Genomic DNA, 12258 nt, shown 5'->3' with positions numbered 1-12258 from the left:
AAGGGGCATCACCCCGCCGATCCCCCGCCTCGGTCACCTGCTCTGAGCAGCCCGTCAACCGCGGCGTACGACGGTGAGACGGTCCTTTGCGCCTTCAGGGAGCGTGCGGCGCGGTACCGGGCCGGGTGCGGCGAGCGAGAAGGCGAAGGCCGCGACCAGCTCGTGCGGGGCGCTCGCGCTGAAGCTCGCACACCACAGATACGGCGCCCCCAGCACGGGCTCCGCCCACGCCTGCCAGCCCAACAGGTCATCGCGGGGGTCAGCGTCGTGGATGAGCGGCGGCAGCATCTCCAGCGAGACGTTCGTGGAGAAGCCCGGATCGGTGGCGGTCGTACGCGGGCGGTCCATGTCGCGCAGCCAGCCCCGGGTGCCGAGTGCGGTGAGGACCGACTCGGCGTTCTCGAGCCCGGCGTCGGGGGTCTCGCTGGCGTCGAGCGCGAGCAGGAAATCGGTGAGCGCCTCGTGCGGTACGCCGGCGGTGAAGTACGCGTTCCACTCGGTCAGGGCGGAGGCGCAGTGCGGGCGTGCCGATAGCTGCCAGGCCACCGGGAGGCCGCCCAGCTCGAACGGGTAGGCAGCGAGGATCCACTCGGCGCCGCGCAGTCCGTCGGGGCTCGTATAGAGCAGGGTGTTGCGGGAGGTCGGCCACATGCGCCAGCCGAGGTCGGTCAGGGTGTCGCCAATCCGCTCGGCGAGGACGCCGTCGTCACCGGCCAGGTGGCGCGGGGCGACCCAGTACATCGGGTCCGGCGAGGTGGGGCGGAAGGGATCGATGGGGTGGTGCGGGTGCAGGGGCGCCTCCGTCAGTTCGGGGTGAATCACTGACCGTCGTTCGGCCTGGCCGCGCCGCGTCGGCGGCGCGCGGGTGCCTCGACCGAACCCTGCCAGGTCAGAGCGATGGCCACGGCGGACGGCAGGGGGCCGAACTGCTCGGCCTCCGGGGACTCGGCGATGTAGACCATCGGCCAGCCCTGCTCGTCCAGCACCTTCTCCACACCGCCAAGGCGGTGGGCCATGGGGAAGAAGGGGTTGACGGCGAGACGGACGGACGCGTCACGGTCGCAGGCGGACAGCAGGTCGAGCAGATCTCCGACGGTCATCTCGGGCGAGTGCGGGTCCAAGGCGTTCTCCAAGCAGTAGCGGACGGGGCCGCGAGAGCAGGGGCAGGGTGTGCTGCACGTACGAGGGGAAGCGGACGCGCCGGTCACAGGGGCCGGGAGGTTGACAGGATCCGGGCCACGACAGCAGCGACGATCTCCGCCGGGGTCTCCGTACCGAAGGCCATCCGGTAGCCGGGAACGTTCGCGGTGCCGGTGACCGCGATCACCCAGCCCTCGCCCGTCACCCAGTCCTCGTCCGCGCCGCCGGGCCGGCCGTTCGGGAAGTAGCCGAGGTAGAACCGGCCGTCGCGCGAGCTGACGTGCACGTCGGCGCGGTCGTCGACGATGTGGGTGAAATCGGCCTCCGAGAACTGGTCGACCACCTCCATCGCCTGACCGGCACCGAGCTTCCAGGAGCGGAGCCGCAGGGCCGCGACCGGGGCGGCGAATCCAGGTTGCGTCGCATCCAATGCCACAGCATCACCTCTCTGAACTGGCGTTTTAGGAAAGGTCGTTTAGGTTGACATGGTGTCGCGGCGATCACCAGTCCCTGCCGGCTCTTTCCTGTCTGCCACAGGCGAACTGTCCTTGAACGGCAAAGCCCGGCGCCCGCTGCACACTGACCGACATGGTGCTTTGGCCCAGTCGGCGTCAGGAGCGGCGGAGCTCACTCTTGTCGAGGACGAGGAGATCCAGCCCGGCGTCGGAGCAAAGCTTGGCTGTCTGCTCGCGAATCGTCTGGGGGACGGTGTCGACCGCAGCAAGTAGGTGGATGTCGACGCCCAAGCTGGTGCTCAAGGCGATGTCGTGGGTGAGCTGTTCGTTCGTGAACTGGGACGCGGACATCTTGACCTCGCCGGACAGCACGCGCCCACCGTAGAGGCCGAAGACATCGGCTTCGCCGCGCGTCTGGTCGGTGAACCACACGTCGATGCCGGGCAGGAAGTAGGAGTTCGGCTCCTTCTTCGTCAGCGCGGCGATCACGAGCAGGTGGGGAAGAAGGCCCTGGTCGCTGGCACGGTCTACGAAGCTGTCGAGCCGGTAGAAGACGGACAGGCCGTCCGCGGTGGTCTCGTACCGGGATGGCGAGGAGCAGCCCGGGCACACTGGTCGGCGCTGCGTCTGCTCGAACGGATGGAAGGTGCGGACCCCGCACTGAGCGCAATTGGTCTCCACCCCGCGTTCGGCCCAGCCGAGTTCGCACAGGCGTTCAGCCGCTTCGGAGGCCCGCTGCGGCGGCAGCTCCAGCTTCGTGGTGGGGCGGTAGCGGCGCTCGGCGCGGCCGCCCAGGTGGAGGCCAGCTCGACCAGCTGTGCGGCGTCGTCCGTCCCTTCGGCCTTGATCTTCCGCAGTTCCCTGAGGAGTTCCTTGGACCGGGGCGTCGTGAGGGCGATGACGGCTTCGTAGACGCCCGGATCGAGGAGCGCGGCGATGTCGGCCTGAGCCTGCAACGCGACCCTGAGCTTGCCCTTGTCCGACAGAGCGTGGCGGGCGCTCGCCTGCTCCAGCACGGTCTCGGTCGCCTGGGCGAGAGTGGGCACGGTGAGCCCAAAGATGTAGTCGTTCTGTGCACGAGTGCGCAGCTGGATGCTGTCCCCGCGCCATTGCGCGTTCGCCTCGACGAGCGAGGCGACGCAGTCGCGTCGGGGCAGGCCGTCGAGCGGGCTGCCCCACAGCCGGACCAGCGCCCAGCTGCCCTGGGTGTGAAAGTGGACGGGCGAGGTGAACCGGAGTGTGCTCGTGTCCCCAGCGAACACGTGCAGGTCGAACGAGGTCGACAACCCGTACTCACGGTCCCGCAGGAGCCACGAGCGCGGATCAAGGCCAGTTCGGTAGGTGAAGGGGGGCTGCCGCAGCCCCGGGGTGGGGAATTTCTCGCTGATCTTCACCTCCGCATCCGTGCGCTGCAGCTCCAGGATCTCGGCGATCTCGTGCAGGTGCTCCTGGGGGACGTTTCTGCTGAGCAGCATCAAGTCGGGGGGAGAACTCCGCGGGTCGGGCGAGCATGCCGACGAGCTGCTGGGCAAGGCCCAGCCAGTGCTGAACCTCTCCGGTGGGCAGGAGCAGCATGGGCATCCCAGCGTGGCTGACCGGCCGTAGCGCGCGGGAATTCCAGAAGGCGATGCAGTCCTCGATGTCGTCGGGATCGGTGACCCACACCGCCGCGGGCAGTGACCCGATGGCGTTGCTGCGGTACTCGCCGAACTGCGCGATCGTGCTCTGCAGGTGGGTGGCTCCGTATCTGGTTCCGGCCGTACTCGTCGGGCAGGCCCGGGCGGACGGCGAGTGCGGTGGGCCGCAGTTCTTCGGCCTGGTCCTCGCTGAGGAAGCCGGCGGCGGCCACTTGCCACAGCGGGGCGCCGTCCACGGCGACGACCGGCAGGGTGGACGGCTGCACGGGAGGGTTGACGTGCAGTGGGTGGCAGTTGAACCTCGCGGCGCCGACATGGTCGATCTTGGCGATCCGGACGTAGGGCAGGCCGAGGGCGTCAGCCGCGCGCTGGGCGAGGGCGTCGTCGACGTCGACGTTGACTGCGGCTTCGACCTTCGCCGCGGCTACGGTCTCGCGCAGTTCGTCGGGGATCTCGCCGTCGTCCGGCACGGGGAGGATGGGTTCGGTCATCCCGCCCCACCGGGTGCTCGCTTCCTGTACGGCCCGGCGGAAGCCGGTGCGGCTGCCCGTGCGGATGAAATAGGCGGCACGCGCCGGTAGTACGGCGACCTGCATCATCGACTGGCCGAGATAGTCCCTACGATCCATGCGGGCCATCCTCGCAGCACCAGGAAGGCGCTCACGCTGTTTCAGCCCACTCGAACCATCACAGAAATCTCAGACAGAAGACCACATCCTTGACGCGAAGGCCGTGACCGCCTCGGTGAACGCGTGTCACACTCGGGGCTTTTTCGTCTATTTGACGATTAGGTATCGGAGCTGCGAAGCTCAAGCTCATGCGCGCGTTCATCTCGCACAACCACCGCGACAAGCCCGCAGTAAAGCCGCTCGCCGCCCGACTGCGGCTGCTTGGTGTCGACGTATGGTTTGACTCCTGGGAGATCCGCCCCGGAGACACCATCCCTGGCAAGGTCAACCAGGCTCTGAGCGTGGTCGACACCGTGATGGTCTTCTGGTCCGAGAACGCCTCGAAGTCTCGATGGGTGAACACGGAGTGGGAGACAGCCCTGACACGCAGCCTGGACGATGACTCGGTCCGGGTCATTCCGGTACGCCTCGACGAGACCCCACTGCCAGCTCTTCTGCGGCGGATCATGTGGGTCTCCATGACGGACGACGATGTAGATCGCGCCGCGCGGGAGCTCGTAGGTATCGAATCCCAGGCCGACCTAGTCAAGACCATGCAGCAGACCGTCGAGGAATCGGGCCTCGACTACCAGTACTTCCACGGATACGGCGTAGCCGTGGGCTGCCTCAAGTGTGGGGCACCAAGCTCAAAACTGGAGGGGTGGAGCGAGGTGGACCACTCTCGTGATGACTTGTACGCGGGGGTGCGGTGCACACAGTGCGGCTGGAACGAGGGTGGCGAGATCTTCTGGTGACGCCGAGCCGCGAGCCCATGCTCACGCAGGGTGGACCCCTCTCTCATTCCTGGGACCGTGCGACCGTCGCATTCCGCCAGGACGCGCCGAGTTCCGCGAGATGCCCACGAAGTACGCCGCGCTGCTCCTCCAGGTCCTGGGAGGCCGGCGACAGGAGATAGATGTTGTCGCGGTACAGGCGGAACCCGATGCGCTCCCACCCTCGGGCGATCTTGACGTTCACGCGGTCCCACTCGGATCGGTCCGCCAGACGCTGACTGCTGAGGTCGGTGATACCGGGTGAGCAGGCTATGGCCCGGCAGCCGGGCATGAGCCGGTGGATCGCCTCGATGCCGAGTACGGGTTAGCGCCGTCCAGCCCAGAGCGCGTCGCGCGGCGGGCACATTTCCGACCTCCTCATCCTCAGGCTGTCCTTGGCGCCGACGGTACGGACCTTGTCCGCGCTCATCTCCAGGTGGCCGCAGAGGTACAGGAGCATGTCGGGGTTCCCGTTGCGCATCTCCAGGAGGTACACCGGGTTCTTCGAGACCAGCACCGCCTTGGCGAGCCGCTCCACGGCAACACCGCCATGGAGAGCGAACTCGTCGTACTCGCCGCGCCCATGGTCGTCCATGGCTCTGTCCATCAAGCGGCTCCGCACGTTGGGGCTGCTTCCACCTGAACCGGATCTGGGCGATGGATCAGGTGACGCTGGATTCGCAGTGGCGCGGGCACGGCCTGACGGCAAGCAGCAAGAGGACCTCCTAGCGGGGTGTGCCCAGGAAGACCCGGTGCGTTTCGGGGCACGCGTGTAACCCCGGCTCACTGAGCCGGGGTTACACGGCGCCTAGCTTTCCTGTGTCCCGTTGTCCGAGTCGGGCAGCTCGTCGTAGGCGGCGAGTCCCGCCAATTCCACGAGTGACGCCAAGTTGGTGCCTGCTGCCTGGATTTCCTCCGCGCTGTTCAGCTGGAGCTGGCACCACGGACAACTCATATTCACGGCTGTGAAGGCCGTCTTCGGTGAGGCCGGATCGGGCTCAGCCTTCACGATCGCCTGACGCTCACAGGCGGGACAACCATGGGTGCCGGTCACGGTCACGACGACTTGGTCAATGTCAGGGTTTGCATCCTGGAAGAAGACGCTGAAGCCGGACTGCTCAGGCACTCGGAGCTTGTACGGCAGGGGCAGTCCCTTGAGGCGATCATCGAGACCATGTCGAGCTTGCCTGATGCGGAGCTGGACGTCCCGCTCGATGTCGCCCCGCCGCTTGTCCACGGCTACGTTCATCGCGCTCGTCCAGCGAGCCCAGAAATTCTCCTCAGGAAGGTCGATGTCTTTGAGCATGGCCGCGATGTTCTTGGCGAGCGCTGGGAGCAGGGTCTTCGCCTGAGCGGCCTTCTTGGCTCCTTCAAGGAAACTCTCGAAGGAAAGGGCAGGGACGGTACCCGTCCCTGCACTACAGGCTCGATCGATTTAAGAGACCCGGTCGTTTCGCTGACGCCTCACCCTGACTCACAGTCGTGGAAACGGCCGCTTTACCTCGCTGAGGGGGTCGGCGAAGGCGTCGAACTCGCTGATCCTCTTCATGGCAAGCGGAGGCCAGGAGTATGTCTCCCGTACGGGCCACAGCGGCTGAACGTAGGGAGAGAAGTCTCCGTGCCCGATTTCGTATCGCAGCCCCTTGGGACCGGCGGCCAAGAGTTGGAGCACCGCGTAGCCGATCCGGATGGTCACCACGGTGGCCCACCGTTCGAACTCCTGCCCGTCGTCTGTGTGGTCTCGGTTCCTGCTCGGCATGGAGCGGTGCTCGATGGGGCTCGGGCCGTTGAGGTACTGGGGCTGCATCATGTAAGCGCAGAAAACCTTCATCTCGTCGGCAGGTGCCCGATCCCGGTACAGATCCGTGAAGAGTTCGGCGGGCACGAGGGGCGGCTCCTGGGCGTGAAAGACCTGGCACATCAGAGCGGTCTTGACGGTCCAGGTCGCCAATACCTGTTGCGCCTCGGGCGACAGCTCCGTGATCTCGCCCCTGATCATGGGGAGCAGGTACGGTTGGACTCGTCCTTCGAGCGCACTCATCCAGCCGCTGTTGCAGGGCTCGCACACGGCCTTGACCTGCGTCGTCAGCAAGCGGCCAGAGTGACGTCGCGGACCGGCGTGACCCGAGTGGGAGACCATGATCGCGCGCTCAGAGGGCGGGACCTCAGGGAATCCCTGGGCCAGCCAGCGGGGATAGACATGCTCGTTGGTAACGGGCGTACCGCCGCAGAACACACAGGAACGGGCCATGTGGCGACGATATCCACTGTGCGACGCCTCCGTTGTGGGTAACGATGGCAGCATGTTTATCGACGCACGCTACGGTGAGCCGTGCGGCAACTGATAGCACGATGCCACCGAGGAGCACATGAACGAGCCCGTTGGGTCGGACGCTGCCGCTCGGTCCGAAGGTGAGCCAGTATCTGGACCGGGGGCCGCTTCCCAGGATGCGGCCGTCGGGGTCACGACCGCCGCGGCCGGTGAAGCTGAGCGAGGATCGAGTACCTACGCGACCGGCGGTGGCGGCGTTTCGTTCGCGCACCGCGTCGCGGCTGTCTATCTCGCTGGCATGTTGACTGGCGAACGACGGGCGGAGGTCTCTGAGCTACCGGTCCGGACGGTGTCGTTCCAGACCGGTCCGGCGCACCCGGTGGATGATCTTCTGATCGAATGCGGCGATGAGGCAGCCGAGGTCATCCTTGCCGTGGCATGTCGAGCAACGCCGAACTTCGTCCAGAGCCATGGCGACACGGTGAAGCTCGTCGGGTCGCTGCTCGCTGAGGTCGAGAAGTTCGACACCGACACTCACCAGGTCGCCGTCGCGACCGCCGGTCGGTCCGATCAGTGGGACCAGCTTGCAACGCTCTGCGGCATCGCGCGTGCTCATGCCGACCCAGAGTCGTTCCAAGCGTCCATGGACGTCGATGGCCGCTGGTCGAGGCCGGTGCGTAAGCGCCAGGAGCATTTCCTGGAGATGGTTGAGAAGGCCGTCGGAGACGACACAGAGTTGGAAGAGGTCCGGCGGCTGACGTGGCGGCTGCTTGGCCGGCTTCACATCCTCGGTTTCGCGGTTCAGAGCCCGGGCGAAGGTGACCGCGCGGCGGTCGCGACATCGCTGGACGGCGTGGCCTCGGCTGCCGCCGACGGGGTGGCGGTCCGGGACCGGCTCGAGATCGAGGCGACCCGCTACGACGCGACCGGCGCCGTGGTGGACCTCAAGGTGCTCCGCCGGGACATGCAGGTGGTCTTGGACTCGGCTGCGACTCGAAGCCGGCACGCATGGTCGGTGCTTGCTGAGCAACGCAAGTTGGCCGTTGCCGGTGTGCGGGCCACTATCGGTGATGAGTCATCCGGCGGGCCGGTCGAGATCTCGTTCGCCGACCGCCGCGAACAACTCGCTGAAGCCCTGCGCGAGGCCGGTACCTGTGCTTCGGCTCTGCTGGTATCCGGCGAGTCGGGCATCGGTAAGAGCGCATTGACGCTGTCGGCCGTTGCCGAGTTGGAAGCCGCAGACCCCGCAGGGTTCCAAGGGGTGGTGGTCAACTTCCGTAGCCTGCCACAGTCGAGCCTGGAGTTGCGTGCTGCGCTCGGGATGTCGATGGAGGACGTGCTCGCGGAATTGTCGGCACCTGCTCGGGTCTTGGTCATCGACGCGGCTGATGCTGCTCTAGAGCGGTCTGCCAGCCTGTTGAGTGACCTGGTGCTGGCAGCGGCTGCGGCGGGCGTTGGGCTCGTGGCGGTGACATCCGACATGGCATCGGATTTCGTGCGGGAGCAGGTAGAGCTGGGGTTCACGAAGCCCATTTCATCTTTCGCGATGAGACCACTGGGCGACGAGGACATCTCGATCGTCTCAGACCACTTTCCGCTCCTACGCGCGGTCCTGCGAGACCTGCCCGCGAACTCGCTGCTGCGCAGGCCCGTTGTGCTGGACCTTTTGGCTCGGACAGGGTCGGAGCCAGACAGCTCACTGGGTGAGTGGGAGTGCCTTGAGCTGGTGTGGAGCAGGCTTGTTCGGGGAGATGGGCGCCCCGGTGTCGGTTCGGCGGAGGCACGCGAACGGACATTGCTCGCGGTGGCTGCGACGACGATGAAACTGCCCGAGGGCCGTCGACCTGACGCAGGCGTCGATGCTGCAGCGGTCGACATGCTGCGTCGGGATCATCTGCTCGCGCCAGCGAGCCCCTACCGGGGCCAGCCGGAATTTGCACACGACGAAGTCCGACGGTACGCGACCGCCATCCTTCTCGTCCGTGGCCAGAGCGCGACCGAGTTGCTGCAGGCAGCTGGGGCACCCCGGTGGGCGCTGTCGGCTACCACTCTTGCGTGCAAGGGGCTACTGAAAGCACCCGACGCTCGGCCCGTTCTGAAGTTTGCCAAACTGCACTCGCAACTGCGGACTTTCGCGGCAGCACACGGACCCCGGTGGACTGACGTCCCGGTGGAGGCGGTTCTGGACACGCCGTTCGCGTATCAATGTCTGAAGTCAGCGTGCACGGATCAGTCGATCGACCTGGCGCTCGGCGACGTGGTTCGAGTCGTTCAGCAAAGGCACAAGGCTAACGGGCTGGTCGACCGTCTGATCACAAACCCCGTTGTGCGGATTCTCCTCGATGACGAAAAGCCGTGGGACGTCTCGAAGGAGTCGTTCGAGCTGCTTGCGGACTGGCTGCAAGCCCTGTCCCTGGCGGACGTTCCGGCTGGTAACGAACTGCGAATCCGGCTGCGGGACCGTCTCCTTGCCTACTGGAACTCGCTCCCTCTACGCGAAACCAGTGGGGACGAACTGTCCGGGGCGAAGTCACAGCATCGCCGACGCCGACGCCGACGTGCGCTGGATCACCACCTGACCAAGGAAGAGTTCGTCGAAGCGTTGGCGCTGCTCGGACCGGACATCGACGATGCCATCGAAGCATGCCTTCGGGCCATCGCCGGCGACGCACCAGCGTTCCTGGCTCCGGCTGTGGACTCGCCGTTGAGCGCCCGAGCCTTGGCCCAGAAGGACCCGGAACTATTGGCAGCGTTGATAGAGGCCTACTACATCGACGACGAGGCAAGCTGGCACCGAGATGAGGGTGTCCGGAGGCATCAGGGCCGGTGGAGCGGTATCGGACCACCGTTCTTCCAGTACTACTTCGGCGGGTTCTGGCAGCTGTTTCAGACAGCGTCGTTGTCGACCTCTGTGCGGGTGTTGAACAACATCCTGAACAGCGGTGCGCGGGCACGCGTAGCAACGCTGTCGCGACGCAGTTCGCCTGACGCCTTCGCTGGGCCCGCCGACGCTCGGAACGAAGACGCTGATGGCGAGACACAGAACGGAGAGGGTGAAAACCGCGGTGCGATTCTGAACCTTGACGGCACTGCCCGCCTGTACGTCGGCGACAGCCATGTGTGGAGCTGGTACCGGGGCACGTCGGTCGGTCCGTACTCGGCGATGAGTGCGCTCCAGGCAATGGAACGCCTTGCCGACATGTGGTTGAGCCAGAGTGTGTCACCGAGAAGGGTCGTCGAAGTTCTCCTGAATGGCTGCGAGAACCTCGCAACCCCGGGGATGCTGTTCGGTCTGCTCGTGCGCCATATGGAGAACGTCGACACCGACCTAGACCCGTTCCTTACCGAACCGGTCGTATGGAAGTTGGAGTTCGGTCGTACGACGAGGGAGTACTCAGGGCTGCGTGCAGCAACCGAAGGGCTCGCTAACCTCGAACGCCGCCAGTGGACACCGCGTGAGGTAGCCATGCGGTTGATGATGCGCGGTGGGCAGGAGCGTGCCGAGGCTTTGAAGAAGGTCGCCGACAAGCTTGTCGAGAACGGCGACCGTCTCGGCATTAGCCAGGAGGCAACGAAGAACTGGGCCGCCAGCCTGGACTGGGACCGGTACCGAATCAAGCAGCACGGCGATGAGATGTACATCGAGGTCGAACCGCCGCCTGAGCTGCGAGCCACACAAGATGCGCACGAGGCTCACCAGGAGGTCGTGCAGACCAGCTTGCGGCTGCAGAATCGGTACTGGGGCTCGGCCAAGCACGATGCCGAGTACGTGCCGCCCTCGTCGGAGGAGATCGCTGCGGACCTGGCGGCAGGCCGCGCCTTGCTCGAGTCCGATGAGAACCTGATGCCGAACCGGCCTGTGGACGCCGTTGCCCACGTCGTCCGAGCAGCCGTCGAACGAGCCGCCGCCGGCGATACAGACGCGCTGGGCAACGAAGCGCAGTTCGCAACTGAGCTCGTCATCGGTATCGCAGCATCTTTCCAGGACGCCGAGGATCAACGTCACGAGGGCCAGTACTTCGACCTTGGTGCCGACCGAGCCGTGGCTCAAACCGTGCCCGCGTTCCTCACACCCGCACTGGCAGCGCCGCTGGAAGCCGCCGGCGGTTCGAGCGAAGATGTTGGCGCAGCCGGTCTTGCGATGGCAGGCAAGGCGTCCTTGGAGACACGGCTGCACCTGGCGCGTGGATGCGATGTCGTCTGGGCGGCTCCATGCCACTTCGACCCTTGCATCCACCGGACTGCGTTGACCTGGTTGCTCGAGACCGCCCGTGGCGCAGAAATCGGTCCGTGGGACCAGGACGGCCAGCGACGGCCGAACGTTCAGATTGCGGGCGACGTTACCGAACGACTCCAAGAACTACCGGGTACATCCCTCGACATCGCGGTTCTCGACGCAGCCATTCGCGGACTCGGTGCAGCCGCGTCGAGAGACCACTGTTGCACCGACGACGCAACCACGCTCCTCGTCGCGTTCCTAGACGTCGAGCGACGCGCCATGGTCGCGCAGGAGAATGAGGGCTGGACCGCGGACGACCGCGGGACGCACACCCTCGTCGCAGCACGGGCCCTGCTCGAAGGCTTTGCGAAGAACAGTGACGCCGGACCGGTGCTCGAGCACCTCGACGCCCTTCGCGCAGATGCGGGACTGATGTCCAATTTCCTCCACGGTCTTGCCGCAGCAGGTGCAGAGAACGAACGGCTGGCCGAAGCTGCCCGAGGTGTCTGGCCACCTCTGCTGCGCCACGCGGTTGGCTACCTGAGTGACGACCCGAGCCCCTACCGCGACCATCACTGGGGCGACTGGGCTGCTGCTGCCCTGCTACCGGACCCTCTTCCGTGGGCGCAAGGCCTGTACAACGAGGTTGTCGGTGGACCCATCGACTGGGTCCGCGCTGAAGACCTCGTGGAGTTGATCGACGATTGGCTGCCGGTCGCTCGTGGGGAGGCCAAGTCCGTCGACGCGCTCATCGGCGTTCTGCGGAAGCTCCCGAAGGAAGCGCAGGCTACCCGAGGCGTGCGCTGGGTCTCCGACCTATGCATTCAAGATGAACGTGTCACGGTCAATCGCTCGTGGTCTTCTAACAGCTGGCTCAAGGAAATCCGCAGAACGGCGGAGGAACTCGGCACGTTGGACGAGTGGCAGATGCTCGTCGACTCCTTGGTCGTCGCCGGAAACGAGGGACTGGCGCCGTACAGCAGGTGATGGCTAAGGGGTCCTGCCCGATTCTTGGTGAGACTTCCGGACTTGTGACCAAGGCTGCTGAATTAAGCGGCGGTACCTCGTCGTCGTAGGTGTGGCGGGGGTGGGGT

The 12258-nt window shown here is 65.9% G+C and carries 12 protein-coding genes; 3 read left to right on the top strand and 9 right to left on the bottom strand.

Annotated elements, in window-relative coordinates; translation table 11 throughout:
• Positions 1 to 54: 54 nt before the first annotated feature.
• The 5 genes from OG252_RS45510 to OG252_RS45490 form a co-directional block, all read right to left on the bottom strand.
• On the bottom strand, positions 55 to 741 hold the full coding sequence (locus OG252_RS45510; protein ID WP_329345369.1) for a DUF317 domain-containing protein: 687 nt from the start codon (positions 739 to 741) through the stop codon (positions 55 to 57).
• Positions 742 to 818: 77 nt separating this feature from the next.
• On the bottom strand, positions 819 to 1100 hold the full coding sequence (locus tag OG252_RS45505; RefSeq protein ID WP_329343757.1) for a hypothetical protein: 282 nt from the start codon (positions 1098 to 1100) through the stop codon (positions 819 to 821).
• 104 nt (positions 1101 to 1204) lie between these two features.
• Complete coding sequence (locus OG252_RS45500; protein WP_443068460.1) at positions 1205 to 1576, bottom strand: DUF317 domain-containing protein; 372 nt, start codon at positions 1574 to 1576, stop codon at positions 1205 to 1207.
• Positions 1577 to 1751: 175 nt separating this feature from the next.
• A complete protein-coding gene (locus tag OG252_RS45495) occupies positions 1752 to 2084 on the bottom strand; it encodes a hypothetical protein (protein ID WP_329343753.1) in 333 nt (110 codons plus the stop codon).
• Between the two features lie 38 nt (positions 2085 to 2122).
• Positions 2123 to 3070, bottom strand: coding sequence for a hypothetical protein (locus OG252_RS45490; RefSeq protein ID WP_329343751.1), 948 nt, complete (start codon positions 3068 to 3070; stop codon positions 2123 to 2125).
• A 98-nt stretch (positions 3071 to 3168) separates the two neighbouring features.
• Here OG252_RS45490 and OG252_RS45485 point away from each other — a divergent pair, with 98 nt between their 5' ends.
• Positions 3169 to 3813 carry a hypothetical protein gene (locus OG252_RS45485; RefSeq protein ID WP_329343749.1) on the top strand — a complete coding sequence of 215 codons (645 nt, stop codon included), beginning with the start codon at positions 3169 to 3171 and terminating at the stop codon, positions 3811 to 3813.
• Between the two features lie 236 nt (positions 3814 to 4049).
• Complete coding sequence (locus OG252_RS45480; protein ID WP_329343747.1) at positions 4050 to 4655, top strand: toll/interleukin-1 receptor domain-containing protein; 606 nt, start codon at positions 4050 to 4052, stop codon at positions 4653 to 4655.
• Between the two features lie 43 nt (positions 4656 to 4698).
• On the opposite strand, the gene OG252_RS45475 is transcribed toward OG252_RS45480, so the two are convergent.
• The 4 genes from OG252_RS45475 to OG252_RS45460 form a co-directional block, all read right to left on the bottom strand.
• Complete coding sequence (locus OG252_RS45475; protein ID WP_329343745.1) at positions 4699 to 4878, bottom strand: hypothetical protein; 180 nt, start codon at positions 4876 to 4878, stop codon at positions 4699 to 4701.
• Between the two features lie 120 nt (positions 4879 to 4998).
• A complete protein-coding gene (locus OG252_RS45470; RefSeq protein WP_329343743.1) occupies positions 4999 to 5268 on the bottom strand; it encodes a hypothetical protein in 270 nt (89 codons plus the stop codon).
• Positions 5269 to 5481: 213 nt separating this feature from the next.
• On the bottom strand, positions 5482 to 5979 hold the full coding sequence (locus tag OG252_RS45465; RefSeq protein ID WP_329343741.1) for a hypothetical protein: 498 nt from the start codon (positions 5977 to 5979) through the stop codon (positions 5482 to 5484).
• Positions 5980 to 6147: 168 nt separating this feature from the next.
• Positions 6148 to 6765: a hypothetical protein gene (locus tag OG252_RS45460; RefSeq protein WP_329343739.1), complete on the bottom strand. Its 618-nt coding sequence runs from the start codon at positions 6763 to 6765 to the stop codon at positions 6148 to 6150.
• 277 nt (positions 6766 to 7042) lie between these two features.
• On the opposite strand from OG252_RS45460, the gene OG252_RS45455 reads away from it, so the two are divergent.
• Positions 7043 to 12151 (top strand): hypothetical protein, encoded by a 5109-nt coding sequence (locus tag OG252_RS45455; protein ID WP_329343737.1) that lies wholly within the window; start codon positions 7043 to 7045, stop codon positions 12149 to 12151.
• The last annotated feature ends 107 nt before the right edge of the window (positions 12152 to 12258 follow it).

This window comes from Streptomyces sp. NBC_01352 (genome assembly GCF_036237295.1).
Classification (GTDB): domain Bacteria; phylum Actinomycetota; class Actinomycetes; order Streptomycetales; family Streptomycetaceae; genus Streptomyces; species Streptomyces plumbiresistens.
This window is presented reverse-complemented; position numbering and strand designations above follow the sequence as displayed.

What these genes read in the sequence shown, in the direction of transcription:
- OG252_RS45485 (WP_329343749.1), top strand. Translation starts at nt 3,169, where the DNA reads ATGGGCATCCCAGCGTGGCTGACCGGCCGTAGCGCGCGGGAATTCCAG.
- OG252_RS45510 (WP_329345369.1), bottom strand. Translation starts at nt 741, where the DNA reads ATGTACTGGGTCGCCCCGCGCCACCTGGCCGGTGACGACGGCGTCCTC.
- OG252_RS45480 (WP_329343747.1), top strand. Translation starts at nt 4,050, where the DNA reads ATGCGCGCGTTCATCTCGCACAACCACCGCGACAAGCCCGCAGTAAAG.
- OG252_RS45505 (WP_329343757.1), bottom strand. Translation starts at nt 1,100, where the DNA reads ATGACCGTCGGAGATCTGCTCGACCTGCTGTCCGCCTGCGACCGTGAC.
- OG252_RS45490 (WP_329343751.1), bottom strand. Translation starts at nt 3,070, where the DNA reads ATGCTGCTCAGCAGAAACGTCCCCCAGGAGCACCTGCACGAGATCGCC.
- OG252_RS45470 (WP_329343743.1), bottom strand. Translation starts at nt 5,268, where the DNA reads ATGGACGACCATGGGCGCGGCGAGTACGACGAGTTCGCTCTCCATGGC.
- OG252_RS45455 (WP_329343737.1), top strand. Translation starts at nt 7,043, where the DNA reads ATGAACGAGCCCGTTGGGTCGGACGCTGCCGCTCGGTCCGAAGGTGAG.
- OG252_RS45465 (WP_329343741.1), bottom strand. Translation starts at nt 5,979, where the DNA reads ATGCTCAAAGACATCGACCTTCCTGAGGAGAATTTCTGGGCTCGCTGG.